This window comes from Sphingobacterium paludis (assembly GCF_004364125.1).
GTDB classification, from domain to species: Bacteria; Bacteroidota; Bacteroidia; order Sphingobacteriales; family Sphingobacteriaceae; genus Sphingobacterium; species Sphingobacterium paludis.
On sequence record NZ_SNZV01000009.1, the window covers coordinates 63539 to 88107 of the forward strand.

Sequence of the window (24569 nt, forward strand, 5' to 3'; positions counted from 1 at the left end):
GATTATTTCTTATAAAAAATCCAAGTTTCATTTGCAGCTGTACCTTCGATACCTTCCTGATAGCTGCCCATCAATTTATTCCACTCGTTGACGCGTGGGTTGTCTTTAAGCGTCAAGGGGTCGATATCTTCAAACCGCTGTCCTTTTGGAAAAGAGATGTATAGCATGAGCTGCCTATCGTTGCGGTATAACAACACCTCTTCAAAGCCTGCTTGACAAAAACCTTTGGCTACTTCTGGCCATTTTTCATATTGCTCTTCGTGGGCGTGCAGATAGGCTTCCTGCTTCGCCTTATCGTCTACGAGTTGTGCGGTTAACAATACGTAATCCGTTTCTACGGCGGCAGATGTGCCTGCACAGCGGCTCTTGTCGAAGCTGTAAAACAGGTTATTGAACACTTTATAGGCCACCTCCGGGTAGTTGGCAAGCCAGGCTCCAGCCAGTTTTTTACCAAGCTCATCTGTCGTTTGCAGTACGGTATATTCTTTCCAACGAAACAGCTTGGATGCATCGGCTCCTTGGCGGGTAAAAAAGGCTTCTACATCAGCAGGCTTCACACGTCTTTGCGGATCATAGATCTGGAAAAACACCGGCTTCGTAAACGGCACATACGCGTTGAACGCTGCCGCATCGCTGAGCGGAGTCCGCGCTCCTGCCAAATGCTGATACGCTTCTTCAAAGCCGGCTTTTGCGACGAGTTGCTCGGCTACGCCCGGGCCATTATTTTTCCATTCGACGCTAGGGCCATTGGCATTCTGTAATATTTTATTTGATGGAAACCAATTGTCGGAAACCGTCATGTAGGCCGATCCTTCATCGGTATAGAGGTAAAACCAATGATCGGGAATGTGGGCATATGGCGACACGTAGATGCTGTCGATCACATTGTACTGAATCTTCGTTCCGGGCTGTGCGGAAAGCGTATATATGCCCGCTACATCATACATATATTGCCCATAGCGCGTGATCTTATTATGCTGCACCCGGTTGTTTTTCATGCTGTTGACGGTCGGTGTCCAGCCCCAGCCCAGACTTATTCCGGTATAGGGCAGTTCCAGTAGTTCGTTGTGTACGATCTCTAGGTTGCGCACAAAACCGGCACCAATGCCAACGGTTCCCCAGTCTTCATTACCGACCTGTTGTATCAAATTGTTGGCAACGTAGGTACCATCTGTCATTCGACGCTCGTCGCTAGCCAGATATGGAAGGTGTGCCTCCATCTCTGGGTCGGAGAATGACCCCAGCAGTAATCCCGATCCGGCAATATCCTGAAATACGTTGCCTTGCAGCGTATCTTGGAAGTTTGCCTCTTGATAGTCTAGCCCTGTGGCTGCTAAATGCGTGAAGCTACAATTCAGGATACTGGTATATTTTGTATTTTTCAGCTGCACGGCTGCGCCCGGCCGCCCTACCCAAGCTTGGTTCTCCAGACCAGCTTTATCTGGGGTTCCCGCCTTTTGTAACTTGTAGGCATCAACGAAGTACATGCCTGCTTGCAGCGCCACATGCCCGTGTGTGTGCGGCCTTAGCCAGGTGCTGTGCTGAAACTTTAATCCTTCGAACTGCACATGGGAAATCGGATTTTCCAAGGTGCCTTGCAATTGAATAATGGTCTCTAAATACGGCGCCGTTACCGTCGCCGTTTTCATATCTTCCCCATCCCTTGGGTAGTAGTATACCTTATGGTTCTTTTCGTCGAGAAACCACTCGCCTGGCTGATCGAGGAACTGCAACGCGTTCACTAATCGAAAAGCCGAGTTACCATGTTCTTTAGATAGCCAAGGTTTTGGCCAGGGGTGCTCGTTCTGCAATTGGCGCTCGGGCTCATGAAAGCTCAGGACAATACTATCCCGCGAGACTGTGGCATCTTGAATGCGCAGCTGTGCAATAGCCCACCATTGGTGGATGAAAAACTCCATCCCAGGTTCCATCGTAAATCCTGGGAAGACATTTGGAATCGTCGCGGTGCCCTTCTCGAAATCCCAATTCAGGATGCGGGGCAGATGCTGGTCATCATGGCTCTCCGCGCGAATGGCCTTGTGGTTATTAACCCACAATTGCCGAAACGCAAAATACTTCCCGCCGGAACGCGGTGCATCGGCCACCAACAATTTGTGGCTCACCTTGTTGGGGAGGCCATTTACTTTGCCTGCTGGTTTCCAACCGCTGATAGAAATGCCCCCGGAGAAAACAGCGCCATCCCCTACCGCTTTAACACGCGTAGGGCTTTCTGCAGTGCCGCTATCTTCGGGTCGTACCAGGATGGTTTGTGATGGCCTATACAGGCCATCGTTCACCCAGATCGTAATGCCGCCGACGGTGCGCGGATCGTTTAGGCGGCGCCATTCTCGCGCCTCGCGGAGTGCTGCTTCCAAACTAGCAAAGGGCTGCTCTTTACTACCATTGCCTTTTGTCTGACTACCTGCGGCGACATAGATATCACCCGCCGTTACCGCTTCGGAAAAAGCAAACAGCAGGGTAAATACGGCTACGCAGAGCCTTGCTTTAATATCCTTCATTCTGACCAAATTCTGCTGGATTTGTTATTGCATCTAAAAATTGTTGGGGTATAGGCCTCCTAACGTGGTGAGGTTGCACGAACGTGATGTCTGGGTTGTACTGCTGCACATAGTCATATAGCTTCCCTGTACGTTTCAGATCAAACCAACGGATGTGTTCGCCGCAAAGCTCACGTCCTCTTTCCGCTAAAATAAAATCGAGGTTAAGGGCATCCTGCGCGATCAACATATCGGCTTCGCGCCCAGGTTGTGCCGCGCGTCTGCGCAACACGTTGATAAGCTCTGTCGCTTTTGCTTTGTCACCTCCCGAGCGCAACGCTTCGGCCTCAGCAGCGATGAGATACATCTCGGCCAAACGCATCACGATCACGTCTTTTGACCCTACCTGTGAGCCGGCTTCCGGTAAATTAGGATCGTCGTATTTCTTCAATGCCGGAAAATGAACGTTGAAGCGGGCGTTGCTGCTTACGCGGGCACCGGTATAGGTATCATCAATATCGACCAACGCATAAGGAAGGTTCCGTTTTTCGGTCGTCACCTTCTTTTTCGTAAACCACAACGCTAAGTCTCCCCGTGATAATGCGGATCCAACCAAACCGCTAGGCTTCTCGAAAGCAGCCAGGTCATCCGCCGTCCAATTATATTGATTGACATTTAGATAGTACTTCTCCCGAAACCAGTCTTCATAGCGGCGATCAATATCTTCATTGTACAATTCTAGCAGATGACGGGTAGGCATAAAACACATTCCTCCCGAATTGGAATTACGATCTGCGCCATATTCCAAGTCGCGAACCATACCAGCCTTGGCCGAATACTTGGCTTTGAACCAGATATGCAATCTATTCGGATTATTCGGCTGCGGATTCAACGAGTTTACAGTAGAATGTGTCACCGTAAACAAGGCTTCGCGGTTATTCTTGTTGTTCGCCGGTCGAAATACCTCTTCGGGTGTTGCATACAGCGAGGTTTGTAAGGCAGCCTGGTTGTTAATAACATACTGCGCAGCTTCGGCAGCCACCGCGTAATATCTATCCTTTTCTGTTTGGGATCCTTCATACGCGACGCGCGTAAGTGCCACCCGCGCTTTAAGTCCGTAAGCTGCTTTCAGCGTCGCGCGACCGATATCCGCTGCCGGAATCGGCGCAACTGGAAGATTGGCGATGGCGACATCCAGATCGCTGAGCATTAAATCGTAGAAAGCCAACTCCGGAGACCGTTGAGCAGTTAAAACTGCCGTCTTGGTTTCTTCGGTCCGTAGATCGACAGCACCGTATTGTTCGACCAGATGCCAATAGGCATAGGCCCGTAAAAAGGACATTTCGCCCAGTCTTGCTTTCTTTTCTTCTTCATTGCTGAATGGAATCTCGGCAATGCGTTCCAAACCTGCATTGCAATAGTTTACAATTTCGTATAGGCGATTCCAAGTATTACGAATCTGCCCCACTGTAGAATTAAGACCGTCGTATTTCGTCATTTGCCGGCCATAGCCGGAGTTAGCGATGTTGATCCAAAGATCAGTACCGCCCTCGGTCAGCATCAGGATATCTTCACGACCATAAAATTGCGCACCGTAATACACATAAGCGGAATTGACGAGTGCATTGATTCCTGCCTCGTTAGAAAAGACCACATCGGATGTGGTGCCGCCGGGATTGTATTCGTCCAAACTACAAGCGTTGAGCGCACAAACCAGACCTACTCCTATTATATATCTTAACATTCTTTTCATGATTAAAAATCTAGGTTAACACCAAAGACAAATTGACGTAACAGCGGGCTTTTGGCTGAGCCACCGCGCTCTGCATCATAGTTCTGCACCAAATCACTCTTGGCCCAGGAGAACAGGTTGTTTCCGCTAAAATAAAAGCGCACGCTATTCATCTTAAACTTCTCCAATGTTGCCTTTGGTAGGCGGTAGCCCAGTGTTACGGTCTTCAATTTGATATATGATCCATCCACATAGCTGAATGTCTGATAACCCAGGTAGTTGTAGAAATTTGTCATACTCGGCCGGGGGAAATCATTGCTTGGGTTTTCCGGCGTCCAATAGTTTAGGTAAGCCGGTTGGTTTCCGCGTCCTTGTGGATCAAAGGCTCCAGTCAACTCGTAATCCATCATTTGCCCCCATCTTGCTAATGCATATATATTAACATCGAAGTTTTTGTAGGAAAAGGTATTGTTAAAACCCAAGGTCCAACGCGGCGATGTGGTACCGATATAGGTAACATCATTAACATCATCGATCACGAAGTCTCCGTTCAAATCGGCCAGCTTGATATCGCCGGGTTTGAATGGCTGCGTTTTTTCGGCATCCCTGAAATAGCGCGCGGCTTCCTCCGCCTCGTTGGCTTGCCAGATACCTAGCCGTTTAAAGGTATAAAAGGATTCCAGTGGTCGCCCGATCAGCAAGCTTTCGGTTTCGCGCGTGGTCGCCCCTATGATATCGCGTCCGTCGATAAGGTCGACGATTTTCTCTCTATTCGTTCCAAAGGTAAAGTCTGTACTCCACTGGAATGCTCCGGTTAGGTTCTTGGTGTTTAAGATAATCTCTAAACCACGGTTATTGCTGCTTCCTATATTTTGATAAATCTGGAAGGGCGTATTGTTACCTGAGCCCATGGATGTAGGCAAGGTACGCGGGAGGAGAATATCGGTGGTTTTGGTGTCGTAGAAATCTGCTGTCAGGTTAATACGGCTATTGAAAAACTGTGCGTCCAAACCGAGGTTCCAAGATGCTGACCGTTCCCAGCCAAGATCTTCATTTCCAATCAGCCTGTTGTAGACGTAATAAACGAAACCTTGATCCTGGAACGCCGCATTGGTGTGCCCCGTGACACCAGATTGCGTGCCGTATTCATTGATACCAGAGTTCCCCGTCTGTCCATAGCTGGCCCGTATCTTTAATTCATTTACCGGTTTCCAGTTAAACCAGCTTTCATCACTTACCCGCCAACCGGCTGCCAACGACGGGAAAGATGCCCATTTATTTTCTTTGGAAAGGCGTGACGCACCATCCCAGCGATTCGAGACGGTAAGCAGATAACGTCCTTGAAAAGAATAATTCGCGCGAAGGGCATAGGAAAGGGTTTGGCTCTGAATATACCCGGAACGAATAACGTAAGAATCTTTTTCGTTCGCACCGATATTGTGCCACAATTGCTGCGGCACTAACTGTCCGGTTCCCTCCATATACGAGGTGTTTAATTTTGATTGTGTCCAGGAGGTTAGCGCGGTTAACCCTAGGCTATGTTTGCCGAATTCGACGTTATAATTGATAATATTATCCCAGTTGATGAAACTTCTGTTCTCGCTGTCGATGCTCGCGATGGAATTTGGAAATTCGCCTGCGCGATCAATCGAGCTTTCACTTTCGAAGTCATTATTTTTATGGTACTGCAGGTTGACGCCTAAATTAGAACGGAAAGATAAGCCTGCAAAGGGTTTTATCTCGAGAAAACCATTGGTGATGATGTTGGTATTTGCGGTGCGGTGTTGTGCCGTAAATTCGCTCGCTTCATCGGCCAATGGACTCACTTTCCCCTCCCGCCCCAGCGGCCAAAGGACCACGGCGCCTTGCTCATCATACGGAACGCCTAACGGCACATTGGTCGCAGCTCGCCACAACACATTATCCGCACGTTCGTTTCCATCGTAGTGCGTGATCTGCGAGGAGGTCCCCACTTTCACGATAGACCCAAGGTTTTGGTCTACATTTAGGCGCAAATTGAACTTATCCAAGGCATCATTTTTAAACGAGCCTAATTCGCGGTAGTAGCCACCGGAAAGCAATCCTTTCGTATTGGCGTTACCCCCGCTAATCGATAATTGGTGGTTTTGTACAATACCGGTATGAAATACCTCATCTTTCCAGTTTACCCATTGGTTTTGCTGCAATGCAGCCCATTCGCCCACCGTAAACAAGGTTTGATCGTCGGCTGGGCTGTTCCATTGCCCGGCTGTTTTCGCTGCTTCTCTACGCAGTGCGATATAATCATCGCCCGTTCGCATATCCGGATATTGCGCCCAGCCGTTTGCTCCCACGTAAGCGTTATAGTTAACCACGGGGCGCCCTTCTCGGCCTCTTTTTGTCGTCACAATGATTACACCATTCGCACCTTGCGAACCATAAATAGCGGTGGATGACGCATCTTTCAATACTTCCATCGACGCAATATCCTGCGGATGTATATCGCTGATATTACCGCCCTGCATGCCGTCGATAATGACTAAGGGACTGTTTGCGCCTTCTGCCGTTGATAAGGATCGCTTTCCACGAATCGTCAGATTTACGCCCGATGTGGCACTTCCTGAAGAACGGGTAATGTCCAATCCTGGAACCTGCCCCTGAATGGATTCCAACGCATTCGATGCCGGAGAGCGTACAATATCTTCGGGCTTCACGGAAGTGACAGAGCCTGTTAAATCCCTTTTTTTCACAGTTCCAAAACCGATGACCACGACTTCGTCCAGCGCTTGGTCATCGCGTTGCAGGACAATATTCAAGGCTTGCCCCGCCCGCACATCAGCGGTTTGCTCTTTGTAGCCTACGGCGGAAAACAAGAGCTGAGCTTGCGCATTATTCAACCGCAAGCTGAATGCTCCTTGCTCGTCCGTAGCGGCAGATAGCACCGCATCCACAACGGCAACTGTTACCCCGGCAATGGGCTGCCCATTTTCATCTGTTACCTTTCCGGTTACCTCCTGCTGATAAACATGTAACAGCCGTGGGGTTTCGTTAGCTGCTTTGGTGATCAGCCCAACGGGCTGCAATCCGAGCAACAACACCCACGCTCCCCATTTGCCGGAGTGGCGCCTGGTAAGCTGAGGTAGCCCAATGGCGCTCTGTTTTACTTTTCTTTGCATCATACATTAAGATTTATAGTCGTTAGCATTTTTGGTTTATTTCGTTTTGTCCAGCGGAACGGTGAGATCGCCCAAGCTGGATTTAATAAGCACTGCTTTTGTCGTTGCCGCATCCCCCATGCGCACAATAGCAAGTGCTTTACCTTTAAATGTTTTTCGTTTTGGATCGCTTAGGCCGCGCAGGTCTGCCTGAAATCCATTATCTGTACCCAGGACTTCGACACCTGCATGTCCTTGGAAAGTGAGTTCTATATCCTCGTGCGCCACTGCTTCTCCTTTTTCGTCGACCAGTTGCACTTCCACGAAATAAAGATCACGATCGTCATCGGTTTTAAAATCATTATGGGTGACATGTGCTGTCAATTTTTTTGCTGAACCTGCTGTGCGCTTCACCTGCTCCTGTACGGCTTTCCCTTTGTTATATTTCACTACTTTAATTTCCCCCGCCGCAAAAGGAACTTTCCAGGCAGCGTGCAAGCGGTCTGCCGTTTTGGATGACTTACCTAAGCTTTTGCCGTTTAGAAAAAGCTCCGCCTCATCTGCGTTATTGTAGTAGGCCCATACATCAACCGTATCGCCGGCTTTCCAGTTCCAATGTGGAAGGAGGTGCAGTACGTCCTTATCGGTCCACTCCGCCTGATACATATAATACACATCTTTCGGGAAGCCAGCCAAATCGACAATGCCGTAGTAGGAACTACGCGCAGGGTACGGATAAGGCACTGGTTCCCCCAAGTAATCGAAACCCGTCCATACGAAAATGCCGGCAAGAAAATCACGCTTCTTTACTTCCAGCCATGCCCGTTCGTGCGATGTGCCCCAATAGGCGGCTACATTGTCATAGGCTGATACGGTGAAATCTGGATTCCCATTGGTCACAAATTTATCCTTGCTCGATGCCGGCCACAGTTGGATGGTATCGTGCAGGGCATCATACACTCCTCTGGTTTGCAAACCAGATGTCGTTTCGGACGCAATAAGCGGTACATTTTTAAATTCCTCAGGCAGTTTATCGTAGTCCCCATATTTGTAATTGAAGCCCAGCACGTCTAACGCCTCCGCCTGTGCTATAAAGTTCTTCACGTAATTTGTTTCGGTTAGTGCGGCGGTGACAGGGCGCGTGTTGTCAAGCTCTTTTACAACAGCCGTCATCTCTTTGGTAAGCACCGTACCCGTGCTATCAAATTGCTCACGAATTTCATTGCCTATGCTCCACATAATAACGGAGGGGTGGTTGCGGTCGCGCTTCACAAGTGCTTGCAAATCGGCCACGTGATGCTCCTTAAAATCTTGGTGGTAATCAAATTTGTTTTTCCGCTTCTGCCACATATCATAGGCCTCGTCATACACCAAAAGCCCCATCTCATCACAAAGATCAAGCACTTCTTTTGCAGGCGGGTTATGCGCCGTGCGGATAGCATTGACCCCCATTTCTTTCATCATCACTAACTGACGCTTAGCGGCTGATTTATTAAAGGCTGCACCAAGCGCGCCAAGGTCGTGATGCAGACAGACACCCAGTATTTTGAATGGTTGACCGTTTAAAAAGAACCCTTTGTTCACATCAAATGCTATGCTGCGAAAGCCTACGCGTTGTGTAAGGGAATTGAGTTCTTTTCCCTGCTCATCTTGCAACAGCAACTGTAGGGTATAGAGATTTGGCGTCGCCACATCCCACAGCTGCAGCTTTTCTAACGATAGGGTTTGATCAATTTTATTTGATTTTACTGCTGTCTTACTGGAAGCCACGCGTTTTCCATGTTGATCCAATAGGTGCAGTGCAACCTGCAGTTTTCTTTTTTCTGGATTGTGCAGTTGCGATTGTATACGCATGGTGCTCTTATCCGGAGAGACTACAGGTGTAGTAATAAAGGTTTCTTCCGGCAGGAAATGTGTTTGCTGTTGATACTTCAGCTGCACATCCCGGTAGATGCCGGATCCCGTGTACCATCGGGAGTTGGGTTGCTGGCTATTGTCTACGCGAACGGCAATGACGTTGGGCGAATTTCCATAGCGTAGATACGGCGATAAGTCGTGTGAAAAGGATAGGTAGCCATTGCTGTGCTTCCCTAAGTATTTTCCATTGATCCATACTTCGGTATAGCGATAGGCGCCGCCAAAGTGAATGCTAATGTGTTGGTCCTTATCTTTTGCAGCTACCTGAAAGGTTTTTCTATACCAACCGATGCCGCCCGGCAGCGCACCTCCAGCATTACCTGCAGGAAACTCAGCACCGAAGTCTGATAGGATACTCCAATCGTGCGGCAGCGTGACGTTCTCCCATTGACGATCATTGTAATTTTCTTGGCGAAATTGTAAATCGTCAGCTAGCGAAAAGTGCCAATCATCATTAAATTTAAGCGTTCTTTGGGATTGTCCAAAGGCTGTTGTCGCGACGAATAAGGAAAGAAATACATATAAAATCCGAGTCATATCCATTATCTATTTATCTACTAACTAATTTTTCTTAAAATGTAAACTACTCTTGCCCAGATCTTTTGATGTGGCCACTGCTATTCCGCGATTGCCGTCTTTATCCACTGCACAGTAGTAGTGGTAGACGATGCCTTTATGCTTGAGCACAAAAGATTTATGTGCATACTGCTGATCAAAATCTTCGGACGATTCAATCAGGTTTTCGCCTTGCCAATCTGTCCAGTTTATCAGATCTTTCGATGCTGCAAAACGATTAAAGCCACCGCTTCTATCTTTCCAGAAAGCGCCGAAATAAAACATAACCCAGGTATTGTTGATCTTTTGGATCATGGGGTCGCCGGTAATTCCTACGGGATGATGCACCACCGGATCTTTTCCGTAGCGCTTCCATGTTGTCATATCATCGGAAACAGCCATGCCTATACGCTCGTACCATCGGGTCGGTTTGTTGTTTTCCAGCGAATCGCCGACAGCATTGTAATACATGATAAAGCGATGCCCGGTATGACTATGCGGATCTTCAATGACATAACTTTTAAATAGTTTATGGCGATTTTCCCACCAGCGCACGTCTGGATCGGTGTCACCCAGAACAGGTTTGTCCAGGCGTTGCCACTCCATGGGCGCTACTGGTTTTTTTGTGGTAAATGCCATACCGATAGAGAGAGGCTCGGGTTCATATCCAGCGGTAGACCCTCCGAAATAAGACATCCAATATTTCCCTTGAAAGCTGTGCAATTTATAGTTTCCGCCCCATTTGGTATCAATGAGGGCATTGTAGCCCGCCCTTTGCTTGGCATCCCATTTTCCATCGTCCTTTTTTGACATTTGCTTGCCTAAGGTTTTCCACGAAAGGAGGTCATTGCTTTCGGCAAGCCAGGTTTCGTAACCGACCCCGTCAAACACGATATAGGTCATATACCACGTCTTTCCGCTTTTATAGATACTTGGGCAATCCATCAGGTCTGTACTTTTAGCCGGCGTCAAGACTAAGCCATACTTAAAGCTTGTTTTTACTTCCTGATAGAGCGCTTGCATTTCTGCCTCTGAAACATGGCCTGATTGTGCATTCGATAGCCGAACGACAAACAGTAGACAGACTAGTACAATGGTATTCTTCATCTTATTATTTTCTTTTTAAAGCCTATGGACTTGTTATCCTCTTTAGCTCTTCATCTATACTTTACTTAGCTACGACCTTTGAGCAAATCTTTACTTCTTGTGGGGGACAATCTTCCAAATCCCCGAACCTAATTCCAGCTCCAGCGTATCTGCAACACGCAGGGTCTTGAACATATTAAGCGGCTTGTTATTCACCAAAAAGTCGGTATCAGCAGGCAGAACGAGTGTGCACAGACTGTTGACCGGAATGTCTAACATATAGTTTTTGTCCTCGCGCTGAAAAGATACTTTCCCATATGGGCTTTCAAAAGCCAGATTACATTGTTTTATTGTGTCAATCATTCGCGGTTCTATACGCAAATGCTTGTAAGCAACAGAATGGTCTTCTTGTCCTAAACCACCCAACCCAGCATGAAACCATTCCATAAGATGGCCCAGCATAAAGTGGTTATTGGATACATTCGGTAGTGCTGCCCAAGATTCGGTAAGCGCCGTAGCCCCCTTGCGGATCTGATAGCCATAGCCAGGCCGCGTATCGTCCTGATGCATCGCGAAAATAAGGTCGTCCCTGTTTTCCTGCTGGAGTACTTGCAAGAGATAACGATGCCCTATATCGCCAGCGGTAAAGGACGTATCTTGTTTCACAATAGCTGCGACTAGGTTGTTAACCACGTCATCCCGATTAAGGCTGTCGACTAAGCCCATATAGAGCGGCATTGCTAACGAAGTTTGGCTACCAGAGCCATAGCTGGCCACATCTGCCTTGTAAAATGTTTTTTGGAATGCGTTATATACTTCTGTTTTTAGGGAATCGTAGCGCCTTTTTCCCTCATCATCATCCAATAGTGTTGCTATTTTTCCCAAGACCTTTAGGTCGTCGTAGTAGATGGCCGTTGCCGTCAGCCCTTTCGGCGTTAATTGAGACACGCCAGGCCGCTCGGGGCCGAGGTCGTACCAGTCGCCAAGCCCTTGATACAGGATATTATCTTTCGCTTTTGCTTGAAGATAGTCCGCATATTTCTGCATCATAGGATAGTTCTCGGTAAGGAAGGTGAGGTCGCCGTACCATTGGTAGGCGTACCAAGCTAAGAGGATCGCGCTAGAACCCCATTCTGGCGAGTCGCGAAACATGTCGCCTCCCCAATCAAACTGGACATACTCCGGCGCAATCTCGGGAACTAAGCCGTTTGCCGTTTGCGAAAAGCGCATGTCGCGCAACGACTTTTTGAATAAGCGGGCCACATCGTAGTTGTAGTGAACCGATGGCCCCATGAGATGGAGCTGCTCTAGCCAGCCTAATTTCTCACGATGTGGGCAGTCGGTAAATACGCTTACCATATTGCTTTTGATGGCCCAATCGATGAGGCCATGAATTTGATTGAATAAGCTATCGGAACTTTGAAAAGCACCGATCTGCCGTGCGCCATTACGGATGTGCTGCGCTTTTATGTCGAGGATCTGGATATTTCCGTTTTGTGCAGGACGCCGTTGCACCTGTGCATAGCGAAAGCCATAATAGGTGAAACGTGGGCGCCACTCCACTTCGCTTTCTTTTCCGAAGATATACTGGAAATAATACGGGCTGCCCGAATGCTTTTGGTTGGGTAGTCCGGCCTCATTAAGCAGTTCGGCGGGGTAAACACGAACCGTATCGCCCGGCTTTCCCTTCATTTTCAACGACACGATCCCGGATGCATTCTGACCGAAGTCGTAAACATCACTTCGTCCATCGGCATCTTTCCGTATATTTTTCGGTTGAAATTCCTGCATCACACGAACCGGCTCTGTTTCCTGTGCTGTAAGCGCTGGTCCATCAACAAGCTGTGCGTTGCTCCATTGACGATCATCATAGTGTGGCATGGTCCACGATGCGGGTAATACAGAGGCGTCGTAATCTTCGCCACCATACATACTGGAGAAGGTAATTGGCGATCGCGCTACTTTCCAACTTTCATCGCTCACGATAACCTCTTGCTTTCCGTCTTCGTAAGTATTGACTACTTTCATTTTCAGCTTAGGCAAGCCAAAGGCTACCTTATGCTTTTGAAAGCGACCTTTAATAGGCGGGATATAGTAAAAGCCATTACCCAATAGCACGGCCAAGCTGTTTTTGCCCTTTTTCCAAGATTTGGTTAGGTCATAAACCACGTAATACGCTTCTTTATCATATTTTGTCCAGCCGGGCTGCAAAACCGCGTCGTCTACCACCTTACCATTTAAAAGCAGTTCATAATGTCCCAAGCCCGAGATGTATGCAATAGATGATTTCAATTTTCGCGATACCTGCACGGTTTTTCTGAAAACAGGCAGATCATACGTTTTATCCATACGCAATTTACTCGAACTGAGCGGCAACGGATTGATCAACGAATCGGGCAATACATCTTTTGTTATCCATCTTGCTCCGCCCCAGTCTGCCGGCTCGAGTAGACCTATGTGGAAAGACTGAACAGCACTAACCGCGGTATTTCCCTGATTGTCTTGCGCATGCAAGCGCACAAAATAGGTCTGTCCTGCGGTCAACGCAGCTCCTGCATACATAACATGCAGCGACTGTGCTGTAGAAACCCAATCAGAGTTCCACAGCAGATTTCTCCCCCCAGAAAAGTGTCGATCTATACTTACTTCTATCTTATATGCTTTTTGCAAAACATCGTGGCTATCGCTAGTCAACTGCCAGCTGAAACTTGGCGAAAGGGTGTTGATACCTAATGGATTCTCTCGTCCGGAAATTAATACCTGTTGAATACCTAGCTTTGCATATACTGGCGAAACATGGCCTGATAGAAGCACTATATTAAATAGTGTCATAAAGACAATAATATTTTTATTCCGCAGGATGCTATCGATCACCAATTTCATATTCGTACAATTAAAGCTGCTTCTTTTGGGTTAATACTACATTATCTTGTTCCAAGCCGGAAACATTTACGCTGTCTACAGCGATCACATCACAAACAAACGTACTGTTTTTAATCTGGATATCTTTGGCGTCTTTCAAAGAAAGATAGCGTGTACCGCGCCCGTATATCCGGTCAAAAGAGACCTGTTCGAGAACAGATTCAGGAATGCCTTCTACGTTGATGCAATCGCTGGCGGCTCCGATATAGATGTTCTTCAAGTCAATTTCCGAAAAACGTGGAGTCAATGCGTTTTTCGCTACTTCATACTCGCGACTAGCTTGATTGCCGACGTGCAGTGCCTGTCCTAACATATCCCAGCGTAGCGCGGAATGTACAACATCCATCCGGATATTTTCAAAACGAATTTTCTCGCCACCGCCGCCTCGTGGTCTTCGTGTTTTGAAACGAATACCCACATCCGTCCCGGTAAACACACAGTCGTGTACGTAAACCTGGCGCACCATCCCGGCCGTCTCACTACCGATTGTAAACCCGCCATGCCCTTGGGCCGAAAGGCAATAACGCACGACAATGTTCTCCGACGGACGATTGACGCGCAAACCATCATAGCCGCGCCCTGCTTTTATGGCGATGCAGTCATCGCCTGTATTCAACGTACAATATTCAACCAGTACATTCTTGGAGGATTCAATATCAATTCCATCACCACGCTGTATGCCCAGCGATTGAATGCGAAGCCCGCGGATGACCACGTCTTCACAGTAAGTGGGGACAACGTTCCAAAATGCAGACCGCTCTAAACGTAGCCCCTCTATCCAAACCTGTTGGCAGTTGATCGGTGCAATTAAAGCTGGCGGGAATATATAGTCGGCCGTTTTTCCGTCATACAATCTTTCGGCAACTGGAGTTTTGCTATTCACGATGTTTTCAATAACATCGTGCGTCATGGTTCTTTCGCGCACACTCCCCTTGCCTGGGCCAACTAATTTCCCGTTTCCAGTTAGCGCTATATTTTTTGCACCATTTGCATAAATACATGCGCCCAAGCTGTAAAGCTCGACGCCTTCGTTGCGCGTAAAGACAACAGGAAGAAAGTCCGCTATATCAGCCTTAAATTCGAGGACGGCACCTTCCATAAGGTGCAGATTGATATCACTTTTTAATTCAATTCGCCCGGAAAGATGATGACCGCTGTCGAGAACAACAGTTCCGCCACCTGCGGCGGCAAGTTGGTCTATACGTTGCTGTATGTCTTGCTCGCCGGCACGTACAGTATCTTGTTGCTGCGGAAAAGTAGGCCGAATGAAGGTTGCCTCGAAAAAAGGCGACCGCACCGGCTCTATGGCTTCGGGAAGATGGTCTGCCCCAACCTGATCCGCTTTTAGCAAATTGCTTTCCAGCTGTTTTTCCAATGGAATGGATTTACAGCCCAAGCATAGCGCAAAAAGCAACAAAATACTTATGCCAAGGACATCTCTCATTGAAATATTTGCTTCATATAGCGCGTGTTGGCGCCAAAATTTTCCTTAACCATTCGTGGGGATAAACTAGCGTCACGCGAGCGTTCAATCACCAGCCAACCTCTCCAACCCATCTTATCTAATGTTGCCTTCACTTGTGGCATATTTAAACGCGTGTTATTCTCTAACCAAACACCGTCTTCATCCGTACAATGGATTTGGCAGATGCGCTTTTTACCCAAAATTTTCAGTTCGTTGATGAGGTCACGTCCCTCCTTCAGTGGATTGGAAAAATTGAAATAGATCTGGATATTTTTAGATCCTATTTCTTTCAACAGCTCCACCTCTCCTTTCGCATCCAATGCCGTTTCTATACCAATGATGACACCTGCTTTCTTTGCCATTTCGCCTACCTCTTTTAACCGTTGTACAATCGCCGGGCGCAGCTCGGGATGTTGACGCAAGTCTCCCTGAATACCCAAAGGAAGAAAAGCTACTTTAACACCCATTTGCTGGCAAGTGGTTAAGCAGTCGCCCACCATTTGCTTATAAGTAGGTCGTGTGGCAAAGGACTGGGCGTAAAAGCCCGTCATAGCCAACGCGCAAATTTCCACACCCGTTTCCTTGGATTTCGCCAAATACTCTTCGCGCGCGGCAGGATCGGCGAGCTTGCTTTCGAAGGTATCCCGATTGCCGAGACCGCCCATATCAACTTCAAGTCCATCGGCTCCGATTTCTTTCGAAAGTTCAAAGGCGCTTAGTTTCTGGCGTTTTAATATCATTAAATCAATTACGGCAATCTTATAGCGATGCTTTACTGCAGGCAATGCCCACAGATCCTTCGCGAACAATAAGCCGGCGCCGATTAGCGCGCTGTGCCGTATAAAACTTCTTCTCGCTCTATCCATATCGTTTTAGTTTTGAAACAGTTCTTCTAGGTTTTCGTAGCCGTGCAGGGCATTTGCCGGTAAGTTTTCTCCGCTTGCACCGAAGGTGTATAATGTTTCCTTCTTTTCAATAGTACATCCCGATTCGTCGTATTCGCCCGCTTGGTCTTTCAATCCTTTGTTGTTGAGATTGAAATAGCGCGCTACGAAATCGTAAACGGGCTTGCGTTTGCTGTATCCAAAATCGTGGCCATCATTAGGCAGATGCACATTGGCTACATCTGTTGTTTTTCCGTAATAACCGTATATTTTTTGCAAATAGCCAAAATCATGTTCGGGCATATGTGCTGTCCAGTCCTTTCCATCTGAGATGACAAGCTGTGGGCGCGGTGCCGCAAAAGCCGCCAATTCCACATTGTTGGTACCGCCGCCACTGGCGTGAATCGGCAACCCACTTTCGCAAGGACAGCCACCATAGAAATACGACGAGAGGGAAACAACAGGAATGCTTAAGGTTATGCGTTCATCCAGTGCCGTCATTAAAACTGCATGGCTGCCACCGCCGGAACCGCCGCAAATAGCCACGCGGGATGGGTCTATCGCTTGCTCCGCAAGCATATAATCCAATAAACGGATAGCTCCTAGTGTCTGCACGGTCATGGCCAAACTTTTCCGGTGATCCTCGGACTTAAATTGTAAAAGGGATTCGCCCCAAGCGAACAGGTCATAACTAACAGCGACGGCGCCCATTTTTGCTAACATGGCGCAGCGGATCTGTGCGTCTTTTCGGTAGCGGTGATCGCCCCAATGTCCGTCCGGACTTAACACCAAGGCACTTTTACCTTTCGCTTTCTCCGGCCTGTAAATCGATCCATTCAAATAAACACCGGGTAATATTTCTAATGCAAAATTTTGCACGCTGTAACCATCAAATTTCCTTTTTGCCGTCAAGATTGGTTTTGATGCTGGCTTGGCGGGAAGTGGCGAGAGCTTAAGTGCGGTAAACAGCGCTGGCCGGATAGCTGCCTTCCTTTTCTCCCAACTTTCTTTGTCGTGATACTGTGTAGCGAGCTGATCCAAATAATCCCAACCGTCTTTGACCTCCCAACGGTAATATTCATACGGCTTAAGTTTATATTTCTTCTCACCTTCCTTATTGACCTTTAGATCAAGCGGTGCTAATACATTGCGCAACGTTTCATCGACATCGGTCCGGAATCGCCACATGGCATAATTTAAATATTTGTCACGCACCTGCGCTTCATCATATTTGATGGTTATCCCATAACGCTGCTCCAAGTCGCGGAGCACTTCGACCAAAGGCTTACGGTATTGATCATCTGAATTTTGCTGCGCAAAAGTGCTTGCGCTGAACAGGCTGAGCGCAATGAAGGTGACAAGGCTCTTAAACATGATCTATTCCTTCTTTTTGTTCCAATTTACGGTTCGCGCGCCAGCCATAGAAGTATAGGTTGGGGTCGAGATTGGGTTTTGGGTAAAACAAGCTGGCCAGATAACCGACTATAATGACGATCAAATGGCTGTACACCCCAAGCATCATCTTATTATGCGTGAAATTAAATGCCCCCAGATCCAGCAACAGGTGTTTTTCGCCAGCAAACTCGATCTCCGTGCTGCTTAGAAACGCATAGGCTGTAAAAAGAATACAGACCAAAATAGCAATGTTAACGCCTTGCTGATTGGCACGTCTGGAGAATACACCCAAGAGAAAAATCCCGACAATACCGCCAGAGAATATCGCGTACAGCGTAAAGATGATTCCAAGTATGCTCTCGCTCCCCAACTCGATATAAATGAAGCCGATGCCCATGGAGATCAGTCCAGCGACAGCAACCATGGTACGGCTTGCTTTCAGGTATTCGTTATCCACACGGTTTGGGCGTAGCTTTTTATAGTAATCTTCTATCCCGACCGCTGCAAGAGAGTTTAAGTCGGCACTTAAGCTACAGATGGCAGCAGACACCATGGCGGCCAGTATAAATCCCACCACACCGACAGGCAGCTGGCTCATAATAAAATACGGAAATACGCTATTGGGGCCAATGCCGTCTGGTAAGGGCTGTTGTTGGTAATACACAAATAATGCTGTTCCGATGAACATAAATAGTGACCAGACCGGAACAGTCAATAAAATACCCATCAAAGAGGCCCGGATGGCTGATTTATCTGATCGCGCTGTTAAATAGCGCTGTATTACCGTTTGATCGGTACCATATTTTTGAATGGCGTAAAACATACCGTTAATGGCCATGACAACGAAGGTCAGCCTCGTGAAGTCTAAGTCGTAGGGACCAAAGCCCGTTCGTCCATTCTCCGACGCGATGCGCCACACTTCGGGTAGGCCGCCCTGCACAGAAAATATAATCACCAGCAAACAAAGGATACCGCTGGCAAAGAGCATAAAGCCTTGAAAAACATCCAGCCATATCACCGCCTCGATACCACCCAATAAGTTTACGGTGACAATAATCAATCCCACAACAATAATGATCCAATAGGTATGAATATCAGTCATGCTTGACAGGGCTACGGCAAGTAAATATAACACTGTACCCATACCCGAAAACTGCCGGAGTACAAAGGCAATCGAACTGTAATAGCGTGCAAAATTGCCAAAACGCTTTTCAAAATATTCATAGGTACTTAAACCGATTACTTTACGATACAAAGGCACGATAAACCACACCGTACCCAACAGCACAATAGGCACCATTAATCCTTGCACCAATAGAATCCAATTGTTCGCGTAGCCTTCCGCAGGATAGCCTAAGAAGGTAACACTACTAATCAAGGTGGCTAAAAGGGACATACCGATTGCCCATGACGGTACTCTTCCTTTTGCTGAAAAATAGGCTTCAGTAGATTTTTGATTCTTGGCATATTTCAACCCGAAATATAAGGTAACCAATAAAACGGCTACGATAATACCATAATCAAAAACACTTAAAATAGGTTTATTCATTATTTGTTAGGTTTACGTTGTGGGCCAAAGGCCCATAATTCTTCTGTCCACGGATAGCTGCCCGGCTTCAAGGTAATGGCGAGCTCCTTATCGGGGACTTCATTCCTGATTACGCCCGGCGCATGTTCCACCGTAGGTAAGAGCATCTCAATCTGTAGGGCGGCAAGCACAGCTTGTGCTGTTGCTCCGCCTTCAATAATCAGCTCTTGAGGCATATTAGGCCCCTGGAGTATAGACACCGTATCGGCCATGCTCTTGCGAATCACTTCCGCTTCGGCAACCAACCCGGGCTGCACCGCGAAAACGGCAATTTTCTTTTCGTTAAGTAAGGTGAGCAGTTTTTCAGCGACTTCCCTTTCGCTTCCTTTTCGCTGCCAATATATTATATTTTCCTGCGATAACGCGCTTATTCGTGTAACACTTTGCTCATGATTGGATCCACAGATATACAGGATCGGCCTTTTATGTAAAGAAGATTCCTGAGGTTCTACTATTTTACGCTCCGAGCGCTTATTCAACAAGGCCTCGAAGAAGGCTGCAGCACCGGCGCAGAGCGCATTTTTAGGGATATGGCCTGCCCAGCTGTATACGTCATCCCAAGATTGGGCAGCCGCTACCACCTGCTTCGCTTCTCGCTTCCACAGTAAAGGTTTTTCGACCACCGACCATTCAATTTTCCCCAGTAAATCCAATAGGTTACTGGACCGAACGGGAAACTCAGGGTCGCGCGCAAAATCGGTATCTGCGATGGGTCTACCCTGCACGAGGTACTGCTCTCCCAAGATAAGCCGATCCAGGTTGGGATTCACCGGGCTGAAGAATACATATTCAGGCTGTAACAAAGATTGGTAATAGGCTAACTCTTCTTTGATATGTCCGCGCAAGGCAGAGTCAAATTTCAAGTAAACCCAATCCCAAGTTTTTGTATTCGGTCCTGCGAAAATAGCCGCCCGATGAGCACGGGCATCTTCTGCTTTTAGGGATCTGGAGTTGCTGTTCAACACCAGTACGTCGGCCGTAACCGATTGGTTCAGGTGCTGGACAATTTGGCTGGACAGACCATGCCGAAGCGCGATGCCCGCTATTTCGGCGGCACCGGTCAAATCGTCTGCAATAACCAATATGGATCCCTGACTCATCTTTACTTTTTATTAGCGGCTAGTTGTACGGCTGATTCGATGGCTAAGATCATCGCGTCTGCGCTGGCTACACCTTTTCCAGCAATCTCAAACGCTGTCCCGTGATCTACCGAGGTACGGATAATGGGTAGCCCCATGGTGATGTTGACACCCTTTACGCTATCCATTTGCTTTTTTTCCGCATTCCATTTAAAGCCGGTGAGTTTAAACGGAATATGCCCCTGGTCGTGATACATCGCGACAATACCACCGTAATGACCGGTAGCGGCTTTCGAAAACAAGGTGTCTGCCGGAACGGGACCATCCACATCGTATCCTTTCTCGCGTGCGGCTATCACTGCTGGTAATATTTCTTCATCATCTTCTGTTCCAAACAAGCCCGAGTCTCCGGCGTGCGGATTTAGGCCAGCAATACCGATCTTCAGATTTTGCTCTCCCAAACTTATCAAGCCTTGTTGCAATAACTCGACTACTTCGAGAATCCGATCTTTTTTCACCAAATCGCAGGCTTGACGCAGCGATACGTGCGTAGACACGTGGATCACTTTCATATTATCTTCCACAAGCAACATCGCATACTTCTTCGTACCCGTATACTGCGCGTAGATCTCGGTATGTCCGGCAAAATGATGACCAGCTTCGTTAATTGACTTTTTATTAATTGGGCCCGTAACCGTCGCATCAATAGTGCCGGCAAGGGCTAGTTCGATGACCTTGGTTACCGACTCAAAAGAAGCTTTTCCAGCTTCTGCGGAAATTTCGCCAAAGGTTACTTTCGATAGATCCGTATTTTTAAGATCAAAAACGTCTGCCGCCTTTGGGTTGAAAAGAGCGTCCGCAACATCGCTGATCGCATGAATTTCTAAAGGAATATGTAATTGCGTGGCTATCTGTTGAAACACGACGGCATCACCCACTAAAATCGGTCGGCAGATATCGCGAACGCGTGCATCTAAAAGTGCTTTTAAAGCAATTTCGGGGCCGATACTTGCCGGGTCACCCATCGTGATTCCTATAATAGGTTTATACATGATTGACTAAATTCAGTTTAATATTTTCATTCGTGATTAAGGTTCTAAAGGCATCGACAAGAGAGCGTTCTTCTTCGATCGCCAACGCATATAATGGTGGCATCATAAACGGCTCGCACAGCCCCAACTGCTTCATCAACACCTTCAAGGCCCATAGGGATTCCCCTAAGGATTTATTGGCTTGATAGAGGGCACCTAGCTCATCCGATTGCTTCTGCAATAGATTCGCACGCTCCGCGTCTTCTTGTTCCGCCGCGTTACACATCTCGGTATAAATTGCGGGTGCGAAGTTTCCGGAACTGGGTATGATACCATCACTACCATGCAATAGGGAATACGCACTGGCACCGGCCCAGCCCATATAATGTTTAAAATCCGTTCTGTCTTTCCACAGTTGAAGCGACTGGTCCAATCGTTCCAGACTACGCTCCGAATCTTTGATGGCTACGATCTTTGGGTGATAGCTCAAGCGATCCAAAAGATCGAGTGGAATCGACATATGTGTTGTCGCCGGAATATTATAGATGATCAGGTTATTGGGGATGGCTTCTGCCAAATCCAGGAAGTACTTTTCCATTTGCACTTCGGAGAGCTTATAGTAGGTCGGCAGGGTTGCCGCAACATCTTCCACACCCAAGCTATAAGCCAACTGGGCAAATGCGATCGAGTCTTCCAGAATATTAGAGGAGACGCCCACATATAATTTTTTATCTTGGGGTTTGTTCGCTACCGCTGCACGCAGGTAGTCTTCCTTAAAGGAAGTAGATAAGGAAGCGGATTCGCCCGTTGTTCCGAGAATAAACGGTGTCGCTCCGTTAGCATATAAATACATAAATATGCGCGCCACAGCGTCTTGATCAAGACTGAGGTCTTCATTCAACGGTGCAACGACCGGGACAATGGTCTCTTTACTCTTCATTTCTTGTTTCATATTAATAGGCGGCATTAAATAGGGTTATGGCATCCTGCAGAGTGACTTCTCGCGGATTATTGATTAGTAGTCTTGTTATTTTCAGGGCATCCTCTGCCATCTGGGGAATGGCTTCCCGTGGGATATTGACATCGCGCAAACGTGCGGGAATGCCACATGCTTTGATCAGTTCTTTTACTTTCGTTATACCTGCCTGCGCAGTTTCCTCGTCGGTAGCCTGTCTTTCACAGCCGAGCGCTATCGCTACATCGGCATAGCGTTTCGGCGCTGCCGGATAATTGTACTCCATCACATAAGGCAACAAGAGTGCATTAGATAGTCCATGGGCAAGGTGAAACATACTGCCTAATGGATAGGATAAAGCGTGCACGGCAGCCGTATTCACAGGGCCCAAACAGAATCCGCCCAGCATACTGCCCATAGCAACTTCACTACGCGCCTGTACATTAGCGCCATTCTTCACCGCTTCCACCAAGTTGGCTGCAATAAGGCGCATACCTTCAAAAGCATACATATCGATGAATGGCTGCGCAAATTTATTGGTATAAGCCTCTAGACAATGTGTTAACGCGTCAAGGCCTGTTGCGGCAGTAATAGCGGCGGGTACGCCTATGGTCAGTAAAGGATCTACGTAAACCGCATCGGGAACCAAGAACGGACTGATAATGCCTTTCTTTTGGTTCTCATTATCCACCAAGATCGCATTTGGCGACACTTCACTGCCTGTACCTGCTGTCGTTGGTGCACAGATGAGTCCGATTGTTCTCCCTTTTAGCAAACCGTTTCCTACGATTTCTTCCAGCGATTGGCTGTTGTTGAGCTGTGCCGCAACAAGCTTGGCCACATCCAACACGCTGCCGCCCCCGATACCAATAACCATATCGGCTTTGATCGGACTATACTGCTGCAAAATAGTGTTAAAATCAGCAAATGATGGTTCTTGCTCGATGGTTGTATCCAACACGATCTCGATAGCATTTTCTTTCAAATGATTGCAAAAATCTGCTAACGCTCCAAGCAAGGGTTTGATCGTCATAATGATGACGGTTTTACAGCCTTGCGCAACAATATCTTCGGCTAGCTGTCCAATCACCCCGTTTCCAAAAATGAGCTTTCCTGGAAAATTTATCTTTAATATACGCTCCGCTGACATAAGTTTATTTCGTCTTTTATATTATTCTTCTTCGGCTTTATAGGTCTCTAATGTGGGCAACTTATACCCCTTCACCGCTGGCCAAATACCATTTTTAATTTTTCTTTTTTTCAGTTTAGTGGGATCCACAACGACATGCTTCATCTTTTGCCGGCGCCAGGTGTAGACAAAATGAAGCATGCCATCCTGCGTTTGTATCACAGCGGGGTAGGAATATTGACTGATTGGCGAATCTTCCAATATCAATACGGCGTCCCAATTTTTTCCATCCTTCGACGTGGCTACATTCAGTGGTGTACGTGCGCCTTTTGGGTTCTCTTTCGGTGGCAGCACGTGGTTATATACCAACACGTGCGTTCCGTTTTTCATTGTCACGGCGTCGGTACCTGAGTTATTATTTGGTAGCGTCGTTTTTTTAAGCGGCGACCAGGTTTCGCCGTTATCTGCTGACCAAGATTCTACGATGGCCCAGTTCCGGCTACGTGCCAAGATTTGGAGTTTGCCATTGCCATGATCCAGCACACTAGGCTGTATGGCATTGAGATCATCTTCGCCGCGTGCAATAGGCCCCACTTTCCGCCAAGTCTTACCAAAGTCGGAGGTGATTTCGAAATGGATATTCCAACCGTTTCCCTCGGTACTGGTCGGAGCGATCAAGTTGCCATTGCTAAGTAAAACAGGCTTATTTTTTATTGGCCCTAGATAGCCCTCTGGTAGTTTTTCCGCTGCTGACCAGGTTTTGCCTCCGTCCGAAGAACGTTTCAACATGCCCCACCAAGCGGATGGCTTAGGACCGATCTTGTAGAAAAGAAGTAAATCGCCACCTGGGATTTGATAGAGCACAGGATTCCATGTAGGCAGTCTGCTTCCATCTTCTTGCACACCATCCGCTACGGAAGCGGGAGCCGTCCAAGCGTTGTTTTCATAACGGCATACATAGATCTCTACGTCCGGATCACGCTCACGTGTACCGCCAAAGAACGCATAGACCAGTCCGTTTTGTGCCTCCGCGAGAGTCGCGGAATGACAGGAAGGAAACGGCGCTTTATCATAGATGAATTCATCCGTTATAATTCCTTGACGCCATTTGTAAAGCGCATTTTCCTGTGCTGTAGCCATGAAAGACACAAGCATAAACAGCATCGTCGTTATTCTTTTATCGATTGTCATCATCTATA

Annotated in this window: 15 protein-coding genes; all 15 read right to left on the minus strand. The window is 47.5% G+C overall.

All coding sequences use genetic code 11. From position 1 onward, the window contains the following. Positions 1 to 2: 2 nt before the first annotated feature. On the minus strand, positions 3 to 2519 hold the full coding sequence (locus B0I21_RS16690; RefSeq protein ID WP_133641622.1) for an L-rhamnose mutarotase: 2517 nt from the start codon (positions 2517 to 2519) through the stop codon (positions 3 to 5). Then, the gene (locus B0I21_RS16695) at positions 2506 to 4242 is read right to left on the minus strand and encodes a RagB/SusD family nutrient uptake outer membrane protein (protein ID WP_208292374.1); all 1737 of its coding nucleotides are present in this window, start codon (positions 4240 to 4242) and stop codon (positions 2506 to 2508) included. The genes B0I21_RS16690 and B0I21_RS16695 overlap by 14 nt, the downstream gene beginning before the upstream one ends. 11 nt (positions 4243 to 4253) lie before the next feature. Then, positions 4254 to 7388, minus strand: a complete 3135-nt coding sequence (locus B0I21_RS16700) for a SusC/RagA family TonB-linked outer membrane protein (RefSeq protein WP_133641624.1) — start codon at positions 7386 to 7388, stop codon at positions 4254 to 4256. Between the two features lie 33 nt (positions 7389 to 7421). Continuing rightward, positions 7422 to 9818 carry a glycoside hydrolase family 2 TIM barrel-domain containing protein gene (locus tag B0I21_RS16705; RefSeq protein WP_133641625.1) on the minus strand — a complete coding sequence of 799 codons (2397 nt, stop codon included), beginning with the start codon at positions 9816 to 9818 and terminating at the stop codon, positions 7422 to 7424. A gap of 24 nt (positions 9819 to 9842) precedes the next feature. Continuing rightward, positions 9843 to 10943 (minus strand): glycoside hydrolase family protein, encoded by a 1101-nt coding sequence (locus tag B0I21_RS16710; protein WP_133641626.1) that lies wholly within the window; start codon positions 10941 to 10943, stop codon positions 9843 to 9845. Positions 10944 to 11033: 90 nt separating this feature from the next. Beyond that, the gene (locus tag B0I21_RS16715) at positions 11034 to 13805 is read right to left on the minus strand and encodes a family 78 glycoside hydrolase catalytic domain (protein ID WP_243836196.1); all 2772 of its coding nucleotides are present in this window, start codon (positions 13803 to 13805) and stop codon (positions 11034 to 11036) included. Between the two features lie 10 nt (positions 13806 to 13815). Next, positions 13816 to 15288 carry a glycoside hydrolase family 28 protein gene (locus tag B0I21_RS16720; protein WP_133641627.1) on the minus strand — a complete coding sequence of 491 codons (1473 nt, stop codon included), beginning with the start codon at positions 15286 to 15288 and terminating at the stop codon, positions 13816 to 13818. After that, entirely contained in the window at positions 15285 to 16175 is an 891-nt protein-coding gene (locus B0I21_RS16725; protein WP_133641628.1) for a sugar phosphate isomerase/epimerase family protein, read from the minus strand. The genes B0I21_RS16720 and B0I21_RS16725 overlap by 4 nt, the downstream gene beginning before the upstream one ends. 6 nt (positions 16176 to 16181) lie before the next feature. Further along, the gene (locus B0I21_RS16730; RefSeq protein WP_133641629.1) at positions 16182 to 17567 is read right to left on the minus strand and encodes a DUF4974 domain-containing protein; all 1386 of its coding nucleotides are present in this window, start codon (positions 17565 to 17567) and stop codon (positions 16182 to 16184) included. Continuing rightward, positions 17560 to 19137, minus strand: coding sequence for a sodium:solute symporter (locus B0I21_RS16735; RefSeq protein ID WP_133641630.1), 1578 nt, complete (start codon positions 19135 to 19137; stop codon positions 17560 to 17562). Before B0I21_RS16735 ends, B0I21_RS16730 begins: the two co-directional genes overlap by 8 nt. Then, on the minus strand, positions 19137 to 20276 hold the full coding sequence (locus B0I21_RS16740) for a four-carbon acid sugar kinase family protein (RefSeq protein ID WP_133641631.1): 1140 nt from the start codon (positions 20274 to 20276) through the stop codon (positions 19137 to 19139). The genes B0I21_RS16735 and B0I21_RS16740 overlap by 1 nt, the downstream gene beginning before the upstream one ends. Before the next feature lie 2 nt (positions 20277 to 20278). After that, the gene (gene pdxA, locus B0I21_RS16745; RefSeq protein WP_133641632.1) at positions 20279 to 21307 is read right to left on the minus strand and encodes a 4-hydroxythreonine-4-phosphate dehydrogenase PdxA; all 1029 of its coding nucleotides are present in this window, start codon (positions 21305 to 21307) and stop codon (positions 20279 to 20281) included. Continuing rightward, complete coding sequence (locus B0I21_RS16750) at positions 21300 to 22226, minus strand: dihydrodipicolinate synthase family protein (protein WP_243836198.1); 927 nt, start codon at positions 22224 to 22226, stop codon at positions 21300 to 21302. The genes pdxA and B0I21_RS16750 overlap by 8 nt, the downstream gene beginning before the upstream one ends. A gap of 13 nt (positions 22227 to 22239) precedes the next feature. Then, a complete protein-coding gene (locus B0I21_RS16755; RefSeq protein ID WP_133641634.1) occupies positions 22240 to 23391 on the minus strand; it encodes an iron-containing alcohol dehydrogenase in 1152 nt (383 codons plus the stop codon). A 21-nt stretch (positions 23392 to 23412) separates the two neighbouring features. Continuing rightward, positions 23413 to 24564, minus strand: coding sequence for a sialidase family protein (locus tag B0I21_RS16760; protein WP_243836200.1), 1152 nt, complete (start codon positions 24562 to 24564; stop codon positions 23413 to 23415). Between the last annotated feature and the right edge of the window lie 5 nt (positions 24565 to 24569).